The organism is Aminobacter sp. BA135 (genome assembly GCF_050859125.1).
In the GTDB taxonomy this organism is placed as follows: Bacteria; Pseudomonadota; Alphaproteobacteria; order Rhizobiales; family Rhizobiaceae; genus Aminobacter; species Aminobacter ciceronei.
The window spans coordinates 963,689-981,261 of record NZ_CP139572.1 but is presented as its reverse complement, the minus strand read 5'-3'; the positions used below and the strand labels follow the sequence as shown (position 1 = coordinate 981,261).

Annotated in this window: 18 protein-coding genes and 1 pseudogene; 5 read left to right on the top strand and 14 right to left on the bottom strand. The window is 64.8% G+C overall.

Annotated features, from left to right (window positions below; translation table 11 throughout):
- Nucleotides 1-11 precede the first annotated feature (11 nt).
- On the top strand, nt 12-1,274 hold the full coding sequence (locus tag SLT36_RS04765) for a ubiquinone biosynthesis hydroxylase (protein WP_432286107.1): 1,263 nt from the start codon (nt 12-14) through the stop codon (nt 1,272-1,274).
- 33 nt (nt 1,275-1,307) lie between these two features.
- Here SLT36_RS04765 and SLT36_RS04760 read toward each other — a convergent pair whose 3' ends face one another.
- Entirely contained in the window at nt 1,308-1,664 is a 357-nt protein-coding gene (locus SLT36_RS04760; protein ID WP_432286106.1) for a YciI family protein, read from the bottom strand.
- A 190-nt stretch (nt 1,665-1,854) separates the two neighbouring features.
- On the opposite strand from SLT36_RS04760, the gene SLT36_RS04755 reads away from it, so the two are divergent.
- Nucleotides 1,855-2,280 carry an OsmC family protein gene (locus SLT36_RS04755; RefSeq protein ID WP_154386728.1) on the top strand — a complete coding sequence of 142 codons (426 nt, stop codon included), beginning with the start codon at nt 1,855-1,857 and terminating at the stop codon, nt 2,278-2,280.
- A 43-nt stretch (nt 2,281-2,323) separates the two neighbouring features.
- Here SLT36_RS04755 and SLT36_RS04750 read toward each other — a convergent pair whose 3' ends face one another.
- Nucleotides 2,324-3,298 (bottom strand): AraC family transcriptional regulator, encoded by a 975-nt coding sequence (locus SLT36_RS04750; RefSeq protein ID WP_432286105.1) that lies wholly within the window; start codon nt 3,296-3,298, stop codon nt 2,324-2,326.
- Between the two features lie 488 nt (nt 3,299-3,786).
- A pseudogene (locus tag SLT36_RS04745) lies at nt 3,787-4,710 on the bottom strand (IS481 family transposase); the annotation flags it as partial.
- A 227-nt stretch (nt 4,711-4,937) separates the two neighbouring features.
- Between SLT36_RS04745 and SLT36_RS04740 the strand changes: the two are divergent.
- On the top strand, nt 4,938-6,056 hold the full coding sequence (locus SLT36_RS04740; protein WP_432286104.1) for a Glu/Leu/Phe/Val family dehydrogenase: 1,119 nt from the start codon (nt 4,938-4,940) through the stop codon (nt 6,054-6,056).
- A 117-nt stretch (nt 6,057-6,173) separates the two neighbouring features.
- On the opposite strand, the gene SLT36_RS04735 is transcribed toward SLT36_RS04740, so the two are convergent.
- The 7 genes from SLT36_RS04735 to sdhC form a co-directional block, all read right to left on the bottom strand.
- Nucleotides 6,174-6,815 (bottom strand): YceH family protein, encoded by a 642-nt coding sequence (locus SLT36_RS04735; protein ID WP_432286103.1) that lies wholly within the window; start codon nt 6,813-6,815, stop codon nt 6,174-6,176.
- A 3-nt stretch (nt 6,816-6,818) separates the two neighbouring features.
- Nucleotides 6,819-7,598, bottom strand: a complete 780-nt coding sequence (locus SLT36_RS04730) for a succinate dehydrogenase iron-sulfur subunit (RefSeq protein WP_067956123.1) — start codon at nt 7,596-7,598, stop codon at nt 6,819-6,821.
- 10 nt (nt 7,599-7,608) lie between these two features.
- Nucleotides 7,609-8,061 (bottom strand): DUF3052 domain-containing protein, encoded by a 453-nt coding sequence (locus SLT36_RS04725; protein ID WP_432286102.1) that lies wholly within the window; start codon nt 8,059-8,061, stop codon nt 7,609-7,611.
- Nucleotides 8,058-8,909, bottom strand: coding sequence for a glycosyltransferase family 25 protein (locus SLT36_RS04720; RefSeq protein WP_432286101.1), 852 nt, complete (start codon nt 8,907-8,909; stop codon nt 8,058-8,060). The genes SLT36_RS04725 and SLT36_RS04720 overlap by 4 nt, the downstream gene beginning before the upstream one ends.
- A gap of 113 nt (nt 8,910-9,022) precedes the next feature.
- The gene (sdhA, locus tag SLT36_RS04715; protein WP_432286100.1) at nt 9,023-10,858 is read right to left on the bottom strand and encodes a succinate dehydrogenase flavoprotein subunit; all 1,836 of its coding nucleotides are present in this window, start codon (nt 10,856-10,858) and stop codon (nt 9,023-9,025) included.
- A gap of 4 nt (nt 10,859-10,862) precedes the next feature.
- A complete protein-coding gene (gene sdhD / locus SLT36_RS04710) occupies nt 10,863-11,258 on the bottom strand; it encodes a succinate dehydrogenase, hydrophobic membrane anchor protein (protein WP_432286099.1) in 396 nt (131 codons plus the stop codon).
- 1 nt (nt 11,259) lies between these two features.
- Nucleotides 11,260-11,676 (bottom strand): succinate dehydrogenase, cytochrome b556 subunit, encoded by a 417-nt coding sequence (gene sdhC / locus SLT36_RS04705; RefSeq protein WP_067956116.1) that lies wholly within the window; start codon nt 11,674-11,676, stop codon nt 11,260-11,262.
- Nucleotides 11,677-12,089: 413 nt separating this feature from the next.
- On the opposite strand from sdhC, the gene SLT36_RS04700 reads away from it, so the two are divergent.
- Complete coding sequence (locus SLT36_RS04700) at nt 12,090-12,440, top strand: hypothetical protein (protein WP_432286098.1); 351 nt, start codon at nt 12,090-12,092, stop codon at nt 12,438-12,440.
- A 17-nt stretch (nt 12,441-12,457) separates the two neighbouring features.
- On the opposite strand, the gene SLT36_RS04695 is transcribed toward SLT36_RS04700, so the two are convergent.
- From SLT36_RS04695 to SLT36_RS04685, 3 genes are all read right to left on the bottom strand, one after another.
- On the bottom strand, nt 12,458-13,675 hold the full coding sequence (locus tag SLT36_RS04695) for a GGDEF domain-containing protein (protein ID WP_432286096.1): 1,218 nt from the start codon (nt 13,673-13,675) through the stop codon (nt 12,458-12,460).
- Between the two features lie 166 nt (nt 13,676-13,841).
- Nucleotides 13,842-15,251, bottom strand: a complete 1,410-nt coding sequence (leuC, locus tag SLT36_RS04690; RefSeq protein WP_432286095.1) for a 3-isopropylmalate dehydratase large subunit — start codon at nt 15,249-15,251, stop codon at nt 13,842-13,844.
- Between the two features lie 290 nt (nt 15,252-15,541).
- Nucleotides 15,542-16,435 carry a haloalkane dehalogenase gene (locus SLT36_RS04685; RefSeq protein ID WP_432286093.1) on the bottom strand — a complete coding sequence of 298 codons (894 nt, stop codon included), beginning with the start codon at nt 16,433-16,435 and terminating at the stop codon, nt 15,542-15,544.
- Between the two features lie 71 nt (nt 16,436-16,506).
- On the opposite strand from SLT36_RS04685, the gene SLT36_RS04680 reads away from it, so the two are divergent.
- A complete protein-coding gene (locus SLT36_RS04680) occupies nt 16,507-16,986 on the top strand; it encodes a MarR family winged helix-turn-helix transcriptional regulator (RefSeq protein ID WP_432286091.1) in 480 nt (159 codons plus the stop codon).
- On the opposite strand, the gene SLT36_RS04675 is transcribed toward SLT36_RS04680, so the two are convergent.
- A complete protein-coding gene (locus tag SLT36_RS04675; protein WP_432286089.1) occupies nt 16,983-17,528 on the bottom strand; it encodes an MgtC/SapB family protein in 546 nt (181 codons plus the stop codon). The two genes, SLT36_RS04680 and SLT36_RS04675, sit on opposite strands and share 4 nt — an antisense overlap.
- Between the last annotated feature and the right edge of the window lie 45 nt (nt 17,529-17,573).

Genomic DNA, 17,573 nt, shown 5'->3' with positions numbered 1-17,573 from the left:
AGGACGCCGCCATGGTCACGCGCGAATCTGACGACAAGAAATCGACACAGCTCGACGTGCTCGTCGCCGGCGCCGGTTATGTCGGCCTCGCCACCGCCGTTTCGATCAAGCAGGCACGACCCAATCTGCACATCGCCATCGTCGACGCGGCTCCCGCCGAGGTCTGGCGCAAGGACGGCCGCGCCTCGGCCATCGCGGCTGCTGCCTGCCGCATGCTCGACCAGCTCGGCTGCTGGGAGGAGATCGCACCCGAGGCGCAGGCGATCACCGACATGATCATCACCGATTCGAAGAGTGCCGATCCGGTCCGTCCGGTGTTCCTCACCTTCGACGGCGAGATCGGCGCCGGCGAGCCCTTCGCCCACATGATCGAGAACCGGCTGCTCAACGGCGCCCTGCGCCGCCGCGCCGGCGAGCTCGGTATCGACATCATCGAAGGCGTCGCCGTCCAGGCCTTCGAGGCCGGCAACGCCGGGGCCAAGGTCCATCTCGCCGACGGTATCAGCATCGACACGCGCCTTCTCATCGCTGCCGACGGCGTCAACTCCAGGCTGCGCGACATGGCCGGCATCAAGACCGTGCGCTGGGAATACGGCCAGTCCGGCATCGTCTGCACCGTAATCCACGAGCGCCCGCATGGCGGCCGCGCCGAGGAGCATTTCCTGCCGGCCGGCCCCTTCGCCACGCTGCCGCTCAAGCCGACCAAGGACGGCACCAACCGCTCCTCCATCGTCTGGACCGAACGCACCGAGGACGCCGACAAGCTGGTTGCGGGCGACCCGTTCGTCTTCGAGATAGAGCTCGAACAGCGTTTCGGCCTGAAGCTCGGCGAGATCCGCGTCGAAGGCAAGCCGCGTGCCTGGCCGCTCGGCCTGACCCTGGCGCGCGCCTTCGTCGCTTCCCGCTTCGCGCTAGCCGGCGACGCCGCCCACGGAATCCACCCGATCGCCGGCCAGGGCCTCAATCTCGGCTTCAAGGATGCCGCAGCGCTTGCCGAAACCATCGTCGAGGCCGATCGCCTGGGACAGGACATCGGCGCCATCGACGTGCTCGAGCGCTACGAGCAATGGCGCCGCTTCGACACCGTGCGCATGGGCATCACCACCGACGTGCTCAACCGGCTGTTCTCCAATGACATCGCGCCCGTCCGTGCCATCCGCGACATCGGCCTCGGCCTCGTCGACCGCGTGCCCCGGCTCAAGGACTATTTCATCCGCCAGGCCTCAGGCCTGACAGGCGAAACCCCGCGCCTGCTCAAGGGCGAGGCGATCTGACCGCGGCAGTTCGCCATCCAGGCAGCTACAGCATCAAGCACCGGGAATGTCGTAGATCGGCCTGACCTCGACCTTGCCCATCGCCGCCAGCGGGATGTTCGAGGCGATCTCCAGGGCCTCGTCCTGGTCGGCCGCCTCGATCATCACGAAGCCGATCAGCTGTTCCTTGGTCTCTGCGAACGGCCCGTCGGTCACCAGCCGCTTGCCGGCGCGTCGCATGACCGTCTTCGCTGCCCTCACCGACTGCAGCGCCTCGGCCGCGATCAGCTTGCCCTTGGCTTCCAGCTGCCTGTCATAGGCCAGAGATTCTGTGTCGAGCTTCTCTTTCTGTTCAGGCGACAGCGTCCCGAACAGGCCATCTTCGAGATAGACCAGGCAGGCATATTTCACGGTTGATCTCCTTGGGTTGACCTGACGCCACAAGGACGCAGCTGGCGAAGACAAGCAGACATTTCGGCGCAAGACTTTTTTCGCGCGATGTTTGCTTTCCCGACGACGGAACGCTGGCGGGCACGCGAGGCGGCGCTATAGTCTCACCCGGTTGCCGCACCTGGCCCCGTCAGAAATCATGGAGAACGTCATGAACCACAGCGCCAACGCCGTCTGGAAAGGCAATCTGAAGGAAGGCTCGGGAACGCTCGACACCCAGAGCGGCGCGATCAAGGGCCAACCCTATTCGTTCAAGGCCCGCTTCGAGGACGAAACCGGCAAGTCCGGCACCAATCCCGAGGAGCTGATCGCCGCCGCCCACGCCGGTTGCTTCGCCATGCAGCTGTCGCACTTCTTGGCCGAAAACGGCACGCCCGCCGACAAGCTCGACGCCAAGGCGGTGGTGACGCTGATCCCCGGCACCGGCATCACCGAGAGCGCGTTGACGCTTGTCGGCACCGTGCCCGGCATCGACAATGCCAAGTTCCAGGAACTCGCCACCAAGGCCAAGGAGAACTGCCCGGTTTCCAAGGCGCTCGGTGCGATCAAGGTTTCGCTGACCGCCAGCCTCGCCTGAACGGCACTCTGGGCGCCGGTCAGGCATCGGCGCCCTCGCCGCCTCAGGCGGCCAGCCCGTCCGCCCGCACCTCGGACGGTGTCGCGTCGAAGCGGCGGCGAAACACCCGGTTGAAGTACGACAAATCGTTGAAGCCCGCCTCATAGGCGATGTCGGTGATGCTGCGCTGCGCCCACAGCGGGTCGGCCAGCATGCGGTGTGCTCGCTTCAGCTTCTGGCCGAGCGCGAATTCGGTGAAGGACAGCCCCTCGCTCTCGAACAGCTTCCTGACATAGCGCGGCGACAGCTTGTGCTCGGCCGCGATCGCCTCGGCCGACAGTCCGCGCAGGTCGCTGCGCGCCGAAATGTCCGACTTGATTGCCGCCAACCTGGCGGCTCGCAGCCCACGCCCCAGCGCCACCTGTTCGGCGTCGCGCTCGGCCCCAAGCGTCAGCGCGGTCAGGTCGAGCAGATGGCTCGCCACCATGCGCGCCATGTTGCCCGGCAGCGGCTCGTCCAGCTTCTGCAGCGCCGTGGCATAGGTGATCAACAACTGCATCGGCCCTTGGCTGATCGGAATTGGCCGCATCATCATTGCGGAGACGTCGCCGAGCAGCGGCTGCAGTGCCTTCCTGTCGAAGCGCAGGTTGACATAGGTAAAGCCCGGCCGCGTGATATTGGCGCCGACCCGTCCACCGGGCACGAACATCGCGCAACCCGGACGGATGCTTTCGTCCTGGCCGCCGACCTGCATGTGGCTGCCGCCCGACAGAGCGGCGAGCAGGATCACATCGTCATTGTCGATCATCTCCTTGCCGATGCCGACCTTGATCGGCGACGCCGAGCCGGTGGCGATGCCGACGCCCGGCAGCAGTCGCACCCGCATGTCCATGTGGACGGGCGCACCTTCCAACGGCTCGAGATCGGCATTGAGGATGGTGCGGCCATAGACCTCGCGCAGAACGGCAAGCCGCTCCTGCGCCGGGAGGTCGTCTGTCAGCACGCGAAAGGAGGCATTCTGCCCGTCAGGATTCGTCATTGGTCTACTCAACGATACACAACCAAGGCGGGCAGACGCTCTTTCTATTTCGCGCGGATGAATAGGTCAAGCCCGTACCGCCGAAACCCTGAGAATGGGCCGCGCAGTCCAAGAACGGCACTGCTCGCCCGTCTAGTTTGCGCTCGCGAATCGAAGTGGTCAGTCCAGCGAACGAGGTAACGGACATGTACCGCCTGCAATTCTGGAAGACGCTCGCGGCTCTTGCCGCGGCCGGCTTCAACCCGCGCGCTTTCCTCGCCCCCATGGCGCTCGGCGGCAAGCTCCCCGATCCGGCTGAGAAGCGGCAGCCGAAGGAGCACAACGAACCGAAAGCCTGACCGCACGGACAGGCTTGAAGCGCCGGCGCCTTGCGCCGGCGACGGCGGAGTCTGGCTGCAAGGACTGCCAGGGCAGTGGCATTCCGACCAGCCGGCAGGCCGGGCGCGTGGGGGGCAGACCCGCGTCCGGCCACCCCTAGCTGTCGTTTCCAAGAGGTTGTTCAGTCTTTGGAACGGGCTGATGCCGCCAAGGGCGGAATGTGGGCGTTCCAGGTTGTAGTTGGCTGCCCAGTGGTGGATGGCTTTGGCGCGTTCATTCGATGAGGCGTATGGCCTTGCATAGGCCCATTCGCGCAGCGAAGTCTGGATGAAGCGCTCGGCCTTTCCGTTGGTGCGCGGAGTATAGGGCCTGGTGCGGATGTGTCGGGCACCGGCACCTTGGAGCGCCTGGGCGAACAGTTTGGAGCGATAAGCCGAGCCGTTGTCGGTCATCACCCGCTCAACCCTGGCGCCCAGCCTGGCATACCAGGCCAGTGCCCGGTTGAGGAAACCGGTGGCATCTTCCCGGCCCAGGCTTGGCAGCAGTTCGACATAGGCGAGGCGCGAGGCATCGTCGATGGCGACATGCAGGTGTTCGTAGCCGATGCCGCGGGCGCGATGATGGCCCTGGTGCTGGCCCGTGATCCGGTGGCCAACGCCGTCGATGCGGCCCAGGGTCTTGATGTCGATGTGGACCAGTTCGCCCGGCCGCTGCCGTTCGTAGCGCAGCACCGGCGGCCGGGGATCAAGCCAGGCCAGCCGGTTCAGTCCCAGCCGGCGCAGCACCAGGCCCACCGTCGAGCGCGCCAGGCCCAAGGACCGGGCAATCGCCGGCCCCGTCATACGCTGGCGGCGCAACTGCTCGATCCGAGACACCTGCATGGCTGCCAGCCGATGCCGGCAGCGGTGCGGCGCTGAACTGCGATCGTGCAGAACCCGGTCGCCGGCCCGGTAGCGGCCGAGCCAGCGATAGGCCGTCCGTTCCGAAACCCCGGCCGAACCGGCAGCACGCCGCACGCTCCAGCCCTGTTCAATGCGTTGAACCAAAAGCACTCGACCTGAAGGCGTCAAAAGCGCATTCTTATGAACGTTCATTCGGGGAGGTCCACTGAAGGTTGGTTGGCTTCGCAACCCCAGCTTCTCAGTCCCTCCTCGAATGAACAACCTTCATAGCTTCGACACCTAGATCACCCACTTTGCGTTTGTTGCGCGGCAAAGCGGCAGCGCGCAATGCGCGGTCGCGCCGCGCCCCGTCTTCGAAACCAAAAATCGCCGAAAATGTTTAGCTTGCGTGGGGACCAGCGCACCCGGGAGGAACCCTCATGCTCAACGTCCTTGAACCGCGTCATCCGCAGCCGTCGGTCGCGACGACGCTCGAAATCACCGACATCACCGCAGACGTTCGTCATCTCCAAGGCTTCGACCATCACGAGCAGGTCTGGCTCGGCCGCGACACGGCACGCGGGCTGACCGCCATCGTTGCAGTCCACACCACCGTTCTCGGGCCAGCCCTCGGCGGCACGCGCATCTGGCCGCACACAAGCTTCGAAGCCGGCGTCGTCGACGCGCTGCGCCTGTCGCGCGGCATGACCTTCAAGTCGGCCATCGCCGGCCTGCCGCTCGGCGGCGGCAAGGCGGTCATCATCGCCGACGCCAAAACCGAAAAGACGCCGGCCATTCTCGAGGCCTATGCCGAGATGCTCAACACGCTTCAAGGCCAGTACATCACCGCCGAGGACGTCGGTATGACGCTCGCCGACGCCGACTTCCTCGCCGAGCGCGCGCCCAATGTCAGCGGCACCACCAAGGGCGGCAGCGGCAACCCCTCGCCCTTCACCGCCGAAGGCACTTTCATCGGGCTCAAGGCGGCCCTGCGCCACCGCACCGGCAGCGACGATCTTGCTGGCGTCCGCGTCGCCGTCCAGGGCCTTGGCTCGGTCGGCTGGTCGCTGTGCCAGAAGCTCCACGCCGAAGGTGCCGTCCTGACAGTCTGCGATCTCGATGCGGTCAGAACCGCCCGCGCCGCCGAGACCTTCGGCGCAACCGTCGTGTCAGGCGAAGCGATCGTCGCAGCCGACGTCGACATCTTCGCGCCCTGCGCGCTGGGCGGCATCCTGTCTGCCGACACCATTCCGCTGCTCAAGGCGAAGATCGTTGCCGGCGCCGCCAACAACCAGTTGGCCAACGCCGAAGACGGACAGCGCCTCGTCGACCGCGGCATCCTCTACGCCCCCGACTACGTCATCAATGCCGGCGGCGTCATCAACGTCGCCGCCGAGATGGCCGATGGCGGCTACGACGTCGCAACCGTCACCCCGCGCGTCGCCCGCATCGCCGACACGCTGTCGGCCATCTTCCAGCGCGCCGACCGCGAAGGCCGCACCACCGACGCCGTCGCAGAAGCGATGGCCGGCGAGATCGTTGAAGCGGCGAGGAAGTAAGGCCAGCTCTTCCCCTTCTCCCTTGCGGCAAAAGAAGGCAAGTCGCGCTCTCTCCCAAAAAGCAAAACGGCCCGGTTGCTTTCGCAACCGGGCCGTTTTCAATTGTTCTTCGATCGCCTATCCGCCAACCGCATCGAGCCGCGCCTTGAGTGCCGCCACTTCCTCTTCCAGCAGCCGGACGCGTTCCTCGAGTTCCGAGACAACGGGCGAGGACGCGCTCGGTGCCCGGCTCGTCGCGACGATCGCTGCTGCCTCGACATCGCCTGACAAAAGATGCGCGAAGCGATCCTCGCACTGGCCGGGGGCGCGGCCGATTTCCTTGACCAGCGCCGGCCGACGGCCGATCAGCATGTCGAGTTCGCTGCGCACGGCATCGGCATCGGCGAAATTCGCCATGCGTTCCGCGCGTGCCTGCAATTCATAGATGGTCTGCGGTCCGCGCAGCAGGAGCAAACCGATCAGCGCGCTCTGGTTGCGCGTCAGCGAGAATTTCTGCGCCATCTGGTGTTCGTAGCGCTCGACGCGCGAGGCGAATTGCTGCTTCGCCAGCCCCTTCGACTGCAGCGAAGCAAGCGCCCGCGTGATGTCCATCATCTCCAGTGCCATCACCGGCTCGCGCGACGTTTTCTGGTTCGCGGCGGCGACCAGCGCATTCGACGTCATCGGATAGACGTCGGGCGTCAGTTCCTTCTTCTCGATCAGGCAGCCGAGCACACGTGCTTCGACCGGTGTGAGATGAGGAAGCTCCGTATCCGTCACGACTTAGACCCGCCGCTCCACCATCATTTTCTTGATCTCCGCGATCGCCTTGGCCGGGTTCAGACCCTTGGGGCAAGTCTGGGCACAGTTCATGATCGTGTGGCAGCGATAGAGCCGGAACGGATCCTCGAGATTGTCGAGGCGCTCACCCTTGGCTTCATCTCTGGAGTCGATCAGCCAGCGATAGGCCTGGAGCAGCACAGCCGGGCCGAGATAGCGGTCGCCGTTCCACCAGTAGCTCGGGCACGAGGTCGAGCAGCAGGCGCACAGGATGCATTCGTAGAGGCCGTCGAGCTTCTGGCGGTCCTCATGGCTCTGCAGCCATTCCTTCGCCGGCTCCGGCGACACCGTCTTCAGCCACGGCTCGATCGAGCGGTGCTGGGCGTAGAAATTGGTGAGGTCGGGAACCAGGTCCTTGACCACGGGCATGTGCGGCAGCGGGTAGATCTTCACCGCGCCGGAAATGTCGTCGCAGCCCTTGGTGCAGGCGAGCGTGTTCGAGCCGTCGATGTTCATCGCGCAGGAGCCGCAGATGCCTTCGCGGCAGGAGCGGCGCAAAGTCAGCGTCGGGTCGATCTTGTTCTTGATGTAAAGCAGCGCGTCCAGCACCATCGGGCCGCAATCGTCGACGTCGACGAAATAGGTATCGATGCTCGGGTTCTCGCCGTCGTCGGGCGACCAGCGGTAGATCCGGTACTCGCGCAGATTGGTCGCACCCTCCGGCTTCGGCCAGGTCTTGCCCTGCTTGATCTGCGAGTTCTTGGGGAGTGTTAGTTCGACCACGATCGGTTCCTCACAGCTTGGCGCGCAGTTCTTTGCGGATGACGAGCTTGAGCCCGCTCCACACGGCATCCACGGCACAGACCTTTACGTCCACCAGCCCGGCGGGCAGCACGACGTCGCGAATGACATCCTCGGTGATGTCGGTGGCGATCTTCGCTGCCTTCTTGGGCCAGGAGATCCAGACAGCGCCGTCGGGCGCGATCATCTTCTTGAATGTCTCGACATGACCTTCGAGATCGGCGCGCTTGCCGGTGAAGGCATGAACGATGTCATGCCGCCCTCCCGCCTCGCCGAGTACCGCCCAGTCGGTTTGCGCCACAGCCGCGAAGTCGCGGGCAGTTACCAGCCCCTGGAGATCGCCAGGCAGGTTCACGAAGACCACGCTCTGGCCGTCCTTGAGGCCGAGCTTGGCCGCAAGCGGCACAGCCGAATATCCTGCATCGGGCAAGGTCGCGGCCATCATGCCCGCACCGCCAGCCGACGCATCTGCTGGCCGACATCGACAGGCGACCATGGCGCCCTATAGAGCCCGAACAGCGACATCGGCGAGTGCATGGCGTTGAGCCAGAGCTGGATCCTGAGCCTGCCGCGCACCAGCCCCTGCTGAAGGAAATGGAACGGGTCACGCCGTTTGACGTGGCGGTGCGGCGTCCTGAGATCGCCCATCGTCGTGTCGGCACCGGCCTGCGCGATCAGCCAGGGCGAAGTGTGCATCACGTCGCAGCCGTGGAGGCCGGCGTTGGAAATGAAATCGTCGACTGGCACGGCCAGCTTGCCGGCCCTGGCGAGCAGTTGCCCGGCAGCCTTGCGCGTCACCAGATAACCGGCGCCACCCGAAGACGGGCGCAGCGAACGCACCAGCTTCGCAGCCCCCAGGTCGGCGACCGGTAAGGACAGCCTGCCGCCGCTGCGGACGATGCCTTCCATCTTGACGATGTCGAAGGCGATGCCGCTGGCAAGGAGCCGGCGCATCGTTTCGGCGAAACCGTCGAGCGGGACCGCGTCGTCCTCCAGGATCACTGCATGATCGTGGCCGGATGCCAGGAACGCCTTCAGCGCCAGCATGTGGCTGGCAAAACATGCCTCCTCGACCAACGCAAACATGCGGTTGCGCAGCGGGTTCCAGCCGATGCCGTTGGGCGGCATATCAAGCTTCTGGCCGCGCACCGCCAGCACCTCGTCGGGGTTGCGCACATCGACTGCGGCAACACGTTCGAGTGGCCACGGCATCGCGCCGAACAGCCGCTGGATTTCGGCCCAGCGATGCGGCGAGCGGTCGAGATTGATGGCGAAGAAAGCCAGTTCGCTCATCGCCGGCACTCCCGGCGCCAATTCTTCAGGCGCTGGTTGGCGCGCGCGCAAGCGAGGACGGCCGTGTCAGGCCCTCCAGCTTGTCTTGCGCTGCGCCGCGTCTCGACCATGGCTCAGTACACCCGCGCCTTGGGTGCGATCTTGGCCAGGCTGATGCCGCCGTCTTCTTCCTTGAGCAGCGGCTCGGTGTGCACCGGCCGGTAGGTCAGCGTCACCTTGCCGTCCTCGGCGACGTGGGCCAGCGTGTGCTGGCGCCAGTTCTCGTCGTCACGGGCCGAGAAGTCCTCGCGGGCATGCGCGCCACGGCTTTCCTTGCGTGCTTCCGCGCCATAGACGGTGGCGATGGCGTTCGACATCAGGTTTTCGAGCTCCAGCGTCTCCACCAGGTCCGAGTTCCAGATCATCGAGCGGTCGAAGACCTTGATGTCCTTCATCTCGCCCCAGATCTTGGAGATGCGCTTGCAGCCCTGCTCCAGCGATTCCTGGGTGCGGAACACGGCAGCGTCCTCCTGCATCGCCTTCTGCATCTTCTCGCGCAGCACTGCCGTCGGCGTGCCGCCATTGGCGTGGCGCAGGCGGTCGAAACGATCCATGATCTTCTCGACCGAAGCGGCGTTGGGCGACGGGATCGGCGCGTTGCGGTCGACGACCTGGCCGGCGCGGATGGCGGCGGCGCGACCGAACACCACGAGGTCGATCAGCGAGTTGGAGCCGAGACGGTTGGCGCCATGCACCGAAGCACAACCGGCCTCGCCGACGGCCATCAGGCCGGGCGACACGCGGTCCGGGTTCGCCTTGGTCGGGTTCAGCACCTCGCCCCAATAGTTGGTCGGGATGCCGCCCATGTTGTAGTGCACCGTCGGCAGCACCGGGATCGGCTCGCGGGTCACGTCGACACCGGCGAAGATCTTCGCCGATTCCGAGATGCCGGGCAGGCGTTCATGCAGGACCGCCGGATCGAGGTGGTCGAGATGCAGGAAGATGTGGTCCTTGTTCTTGCCGACGCCGCGACCGTCGCGGATCTCCAGCGTCATGCAGCGCGAAACCACGTCGCGCGACGCCAGGTCCTTGGCCGACGGGGCGTAGCGCTCCATGAAGCGCTCGCCTTCGGAGTTGACGAGATAGCCGCCTTCGCCGCGTGCCCCTTCGGTGATCAGGCAGCCCGAGCCGTAAATGCCGGTCGGGTGGAACTGAACGAACTCCATGTCCTGCAAAGGCAGGCCGGCGCGCGAGGCCATGCCGCCGCCGTCACCGGTGCAGGTGTGGGCCGAGGTCGCCGAGAAATAAGCGCGGCCATAGCCACCGGTCGCCAGCACCACCATCTTCGCCGAGAAGCGATGGATGGTGCCGTCGTCGAGGTTCCAGGCCACGACGCCGGTGCAGGTGCCATCCGGCTCCATGATCAGGTCAAGGGCGAAATACTCGATGAAGAACTGCGCGTTGTTCTTCAGCGACTGGCCGTAGAGCGTGTGCAGGATGGCGTGGCCGGTGCGGTCGGCGGCAGCGCAGGTGCGCTGCACGGGCGGGCCGTCGCCATAATTCATCATGTGGCCGCCGAACGGCCGCTGGTAGATCTTGCCCTCTTCAGTACGCGAGAACGGCACGCCATAGTGCTCGAGCTCATAGACCGCAGCCGGCGCTTCGCGCACCAGATACTCCATCGCGTCGACATCGCCGAGCCAGTCGGAACCCTTGACGGTGTCGTACATGTGCCACTGCCAGGAGTCGGGGCCCATGTTCTGCAGCGAGGCGGCGATACCGCCCTGAGCCGCAACCGTGTGCGAGCGGGTCGGGAACACCTTGGTGATGCAGGCGGTCTTCAGCCCCTGCTCGGCCATGCCGAGCGTGGCACGCAGGCCGGCACCGCCGGCACCGACGACGACGACGTCGAACTTGTGATCGACATAGGTATAGGCGGAAGCTCCGCTGGTCTTGCCGTCCTTGGCCACCGTTTCAGCCTCCAAATGCAAGTTTGAGCAGGGCGAAGAGCGAAGCGACGCCGACAGCTACGGTAAAGAAAGTGTTGAGCATGATGAGCGTCACCTTGAGCAGCTCGCCATGAACGTAGTCTTCGATCACCACCTGCATGCCGAGGCGCATGTGGTAGAGGCCAGAGACCAGCATCAGCGCCAGAACAAGCGACACCAGCGGATTGGCGAACGAGGCGCGCACGGTGGCGAAATCGGCACCGTTGAGCGCGATCAAGAGGCCGACGAAGAACAGCATCAGCGGAATGTTGGCGACCGCCGTCAGGCGCTGGCGCCAGAAATGTTCGGTACCCTCGCGGGCCGAACCCAGGCCGCGGACCTTGCCGAGCGCGGTGCGCATGTCGTTGTTCGAGCCGCTCATCTTATGCTCCCCGCACCATGTAGCCGACGATCCAGACCGCCGCGGTCAGCACTACCGAACCGACGAGCGTCGCCCAGGCGAACCTGGAGGCGGTTTCCTTTTCGAGCGCAGCACCGGTGTCCCAGACCAGGTGGCGGATGCCGCCCAGCATGTGCAGCATCAAGGCCCAGGTGTAGCCGAGCAGCACCAGCTGGCCGATCCAGCTGCCATAGACCCAGCTGACGAAGTCGAAATATTCCTGCGACGTCGCCGCCGCGATCAGCCACCAGGCGACCAGCAGCGTGCCGAAATACAGCGCGCAGCCGGTGATGCGGTGCAGGATCGAGGTCGTCATCGTCACCGGCGGACGATAGATGCTCAGGTGCGGCGACAAAGGCCGCGCACGCGATGTGGCTTGGGTTGCTTGTGATTTGCTCATGGCTCCCCCGGTCTGCATCCGAGCGTGGCTATGTTTGAATACGGCGACGTCGCACCGTTTTGCGACGTCGGACTGCGCGCTTTCTAAAGCTCTTTTTGCACCGCGTCAAAGTCAGAAAACCGTTCTGGCGCACCTATTTAGTCGCATCACGGCTTCAATCGATTGAACAAATGCCGCCACTACCCCAGTGGGTGAGTCGTCACCAGATGTGCCGACGAAACAGGCAATGACGGCATCCCCCATCGGGACGATATCAGGCTACCCGTTCGTTGGCTTGGACAGGCTGCAGGCATATCAGCGGAACAGAAAATTAACCATGTTTGTTAATCTTTTCCGTCCAGGCAGACGCCAAGCCTTAACAATGATTAAGAAACGGTTAATCTCCGGTTCGATCGAACAGGGAGATTTGCCCGATGCGTCCCGCACTGGCTTTGACCGCATTTGCGTCTTTCATGCTTGCCGCCGGCGTCGCGCTGACCTCTCCGGCCGCCGCAGGAGGCAGCCATGACCGCGTCTATGCCGATTCGTTCGGCAACCTGATCGTCGAGAGCACCACCGGCTACAAGCGCATCATCGTCGGCGAGGGCGCTTCGGCCCGCAAGCTCGCAGCCTACACCGGTTCGACCGGACCGAAGGTCGTCTATCTCGACGGCTCCAGCGCGCAGCGCCACTGCTACCGCCCGCCCATGCTGCTCAAGGGCCGCAGCCACATGTATGGTTTCTCCGAAGGTGAAATCCCGCAGCCCGGCCTGGTGTGCCGCTGAAACTGCGCGGCGCCGGGCTACCTACCTTGCGGCTTCATGCCGAACGGCACCACTGTAGAGTCGGAAAACAGCTGCACCGCGCCCCACACCCGGACGCAGTCGCGCCCGTCTTTCTTGGCCTCGTAAAGCGCTGAGTCGGCCCGCACCATCAACTGGTCGACGCTTTCGCCGGCAACCAGCTCGGCAACACCGAAGCTCGCGGTGAAGCGGCAATCGGCCGGCAGGCCGTCGATCGGCATGCCGGAGAATGCCGAGCGCGCGCCTTCGGCGAACAGCCGCGCCGAGGCCAGATGCGCGCCGGGCAGGATGATCGCGAACTCCTCGCCGCCGATTCGGCCGGCAACGTGATGCCCGGCCATCGATTCGCGGATGAACTGCGCGAACGCTTCGATGACGCGATCGCCCGAAGCGTGGCCGTAGCTGTCGTTGATCGACTTGAAATGGTCGAGGTCGGAGATGACGAGCGTGATCGGCAGGCCCTGGCGAACCGCATCGCGCATCGCGCTAGCCGCCCGGCGCTGGAAGCCGCCGCGGTTGAGCAGGCCTGACAGCGCATCGGTTTCCGACTTCTGCGTGGCGTCGAGCAGTATGTCGCGCACCAGGATCACCAGCAGCATCAGTGCGATCGACAGCGCGAAAACCGTGCCCAGCGCCTGCGAGATCATCGCATAGGTGCTCTGCAGATAATGATGCGGATCGGCGCCCGGCCCGCCGACGGCGAGCGCTAGATAGGGCTTGGAGAAGAACTGCAGCGCGCTGGCCAAGAGCACCCCCGCCAGGACGTAGTCGAACTGGCTGAGCTGCCGGCGCGAGCGCAGCACGGTCGCCGCACCCACCGCCTGCGCGATCGCATAAGGCGTCTGGTAAGTCATCATGCGCAGCAGCGAATCGCGGGCGAAGCCCTGCGTGGCAAACACCGCCAAGGTCGTCACGACGAGGAACGCCGCCATCAGGCCCCATGCAGGCTGCGACTCGTAGCGGGTCGCTAGCCCAACATTCATGAACATCAGCGTTGCGAGGAAGGCGACGAAATTGGCGGTGACGATGAACCGCGTGTCCGCAAACATCGGGATCGCGAATTCGGTGCCGATATAGACGACGCCTGTGAGATAGCAGAGCGCGAACCAGCGCGCCGAATTGCGTCGCCCGTCATAGATGGCGATCGACATGAAAGCGCCGGCCAGGAGGCCGGCAACGAACACGTTGATCGCAAGAATGAACTCGGCCCCGGTCATCGTCGACTGCAGTCTCCTTCGCGCGGATAAGACCACAGCCCGGCGAAAAAGACGTTAACGCAAGGGACGAAATACCGGTCATCCCAGAGGCTTGAAACGACAGAGGCGGCGGAGCAGGTGCTCCGCCGCCTCGGCGATTTCTGCTGCGGCCCTGAGGCCGCCGTCGTCAGTGCCAGTCGCGGATGTCGACGAAGTGGCCGGCGATGGCAGCGGCCGCAGCCATGGCCGGCGACACCAGATGGGTGCGGCCCTTGAAGCCCTGGCGGCCCTCGAAATTCCGGTTCGAGGTCGAGGCGCAGCGCTCATGCGGCTTGAGACGGTCGTCGTTCATGGCGAGGCACATCGAGCAGCCCGGCTCGCGCCAGTCGAAGCCAGCCGCCACGAAAATCTTGTCGAGGCCTTCGGCTTCCGCCTGTTCCTTGACCAGGCCGGAGCCCGGCACGATCATCGCGCTGACCGTCGAGGCGACCTTCTTGCCTTCGACGACCTTGGCGACGGCGCGCAGATCCTCGATGCGGCCATTGGTGCACGAGCCGATGAAGACGCGGTCGACTGAAATATCGGTTATCTTGGTGCCGGCAGTCAGGCCCATATAGTCAAGCGCACGCTTTTTGGAGTTGCGCTTGTTCTCGTCCTCGATCACTTCGGCATCCGGCACCACGCCGGTGACGGCGACGACGTCCTCGGGCGACGAGCCCCAGGTGACGATCGGCGGCAGCTTGGCTGCGTCGAGCACGATGACCTTGTCGAAATGCGCGCCTTCGTCCGAATGCAGCGTTTTCCAGTATTCAAGCGCCATGTCGAAGGCCTTGCCTTTCGGCGCGCGCGGCTTGTCCTTGACGTAGGCGTAGGTCTTTTCGTCGGGCGCAATCAGGCCAGCGCGGGCGCCGCCTTCGATCGACATGTTGCAGATGGTCATTCGGCCTTCCATCGACAGCGCGCGGATCGCCTCGCCGGCATATTCGATGACGTAGCCGGTGCCGCCGGCGGTGCCGATCTCGCCGATGATGGCAAGCACGATGTCCTTGGCGGTGACGCCCTCCGGCAGCTGGCCATCGACACGCACCAGCATGTTCTTGGCCTTCTTCTGGATCAGCGTCTGGGTGGCCAGCACATGTTCCACCTCGGAAGTGCCGATGCCATGCGCCAATGCACCAAAAGCACCATGCGTCGAGGTGTGGCTGTCGCCGCAGACGATCGTCATGCCGGGCAAGGTGAAGCCCTGCTCGGGGCCGACGATATGGACGATGCCCTGGCGCTTGTCGTTCTCGGAATAGTACTCGACGCCGAAATCGGCCGAGTTCTTGGCCAGCGCCTCGACCTGGATACGGCTTTCCTCGTTCTTGATGCCGTTCTTGCGATCCGGCGAGGTCGGCACGTTGTGGTCGACGACGGCAAGCGTCCTTTCGGGATGACGGACCTTGCGGCCAGTCATGCGCAGGCCTTCGAAGGCCTGCGGGCTCGTCACTTCGTGCACGAGGTGGCGGTCGATGTAGAGCAGGCAGGTGCCGTCTTCCTGGCGGTCGACGACGTGGTCGTCAAAGATCTTGTCGTAGAGGGTACGCGGTGCGCTCATGGCTTTGGATCCGTCGATATGAAACTTGGGAAGGCTAAAGGGCGCGCCAAAGGCCCGTCGGCTCGGCGCAAGCGACTAGATAAGTCGGCTGGTCAACGCGCCTGAAATCCGGGCAAAGAATCGAGACGGCAGGCGCTTGTGGTCCTGCAGCACGAAACCCTTGTAGGCCGGATCTCCAAAGAGTGCTTCCATAAGCGGCTCAATACCAATCTTTTGACGTTCCGGCAATCGCAAGCTCCGCCTGGTCCAAGCGGCAAGATGGCGGAGCGTCCACGGATGCCCGCAAGCAGCTATACGATGCGCGCCAGCGCAGCCTCGCCGCGGCGCAGCCCATGCCGGTCGGCCCAGCCTGAAACAGCGGCAGCAATCGCTTCCGGCTGGTCTTCCGGCGCCGCATGCCGGGCTGGACCGCAGTTCTCGATCTCGAGGCTGGCAATGTTGTCGGCGCACCACCGGATCATCTCCTCCCCGATCATCAACGTCTCCACCGAACCTTCGAAGGTTAAAAGCAGCTTGGGCACGCCGCCGCTCGCCGCCAGCCAGCGGTCATAGGCCTCGATGCGGGCAATCACATCGGCTGGCTCGCCGTCGATCGGCATGGCGCGTGGCCAGGCGAGCAGTGGCCGCCGGCTTTCGCGGGTCGGATAGGGCTTGCGATAGACGTCGAGATCCCCGTCGCTCAGCCCATTGAGCACGGTGGCGCGCAGGGCGAACTCTATGAAGAAGTTCTCGTCCAGCACCTTGGCCTCGCCGGTGCCCGCGCCGCGCAGTGCCTCATAGCGTGGCCTGGCGCTTTCAGGGAAATCGGCCCATGTCATGGGCCGCACGATCGTCTCCATCACGGCAATGCCGCGCACCCGCCCGGGATGGCGCGCCGCCCAGTCGAAGGCCAGCGCCCCGCCCCAGTCGTGACCGACAAGCACCACCTCCTCCAGCCCCATCGCCTCGAACCAGGCGTCGAGATAGCAGGCGTGATCGTCGAAGCTGTAGGCAATGTCAGGTTTGCCCGAACCGCCCATGCCGATCAGGTCGGGCGCAAGCCGGCGCACGCCATCGCCCATGCCGGGCAGTACGTTGCGCCACAGATAGGACGATGTCGGGTTGCCGTGCAGGAACACGAACGGCGCGCCGTGTCCCACATCCACATAGGAGATTGTCGAGTCGAGTACGCTGACTGTAGGCATCTGGCTTTCCTTCCCGTCGCTCAAGTAGTAAGGTGCCTGTCTAATATCAATTAGTCAGGCACCTGTCTATCTTGAAAGAGACGATCCCGGAAAATCCGCCGCTCGGCCTGTTGCTGCGCCTGGTCCACCAGCATTGGACCCAGGCCGTCGACACCGCCCTCGACGCCGCCGGATTCGGCGACATTCGTCCGCCGCACGCCAACGTCTTCACCTTCACCCCATCGCAAGGCATCCAGGTCAGCGAACTGACCAAGCTCGCCCATGTCCGCAAGCAGACGATGGCCCAGGCGGTGGAGGAGCTGGAGAAGCTTGGTTATGTCGAGCGCCGACCCGATCCCAACGACGGCCGCGGCCGGCTGGTCTTCCTCACGGAACGCGGCAAGGCCGTGCGCCCTGTCGCCGCCGCCACCGGGCGCAAGGTTGACGAGCGCTGGGCCGAACTGACCAGCCCGCAAGAGATGGAGGCGTTGCGGCAGGCGCTGCGGCTGCTGTTCGAAAAGGTGCGCGACGACGTGACGACCCGCCCAGGCGATGAGACGAAGGCTGACTAGCCGGCCTTGCCCTTGGCCGGGCTGCGCGCACCCGGCTTTGCGTCGCGTTTGTCCTCGCTGAGGTCGAACTTGACTTCGAAGCGGTGCAGCAAGCCGAGAACGCACAGTGCGAGCAGGGTGACGAAGGCCGCGATCTGCCAGAGCCCAAGGCCTGCGGCGAGGCCGATGGCGCCCGCCAGCCACATACCGGCACCCGTCGTCAGCCCCTGCACCTCGCCCCTGCTGAAAAACACCACGCCCGCGGCAAGGAAGGCGACGCCGGCGGTCACCGCCTCGACGACGCGGATCGGATCGACCTTGGCGCCGTCCTTCAGTACCTCCGGTCCGAACATCGGCGCATGCACGATCTCGATGGTCAAAAGCGCGAAGGTCGCCGCCGCCACACAGACGAGGATATGTGTCCTCAGACCCGCCGGCCGGTTGCGCCATTCGCGCTCGAAACCGATGGCCGCGCCGAAGACGGCAGCCAGCAGCATGCGCGCGACGATGACTGGAAACGAGGTGTAGGTCGGATGGCCGAATTCTTCGACGAGCTGTTCCATGGGGGCCTCATGATTGGTTCGGCTCCCAACGCGCCATGGCAAGGG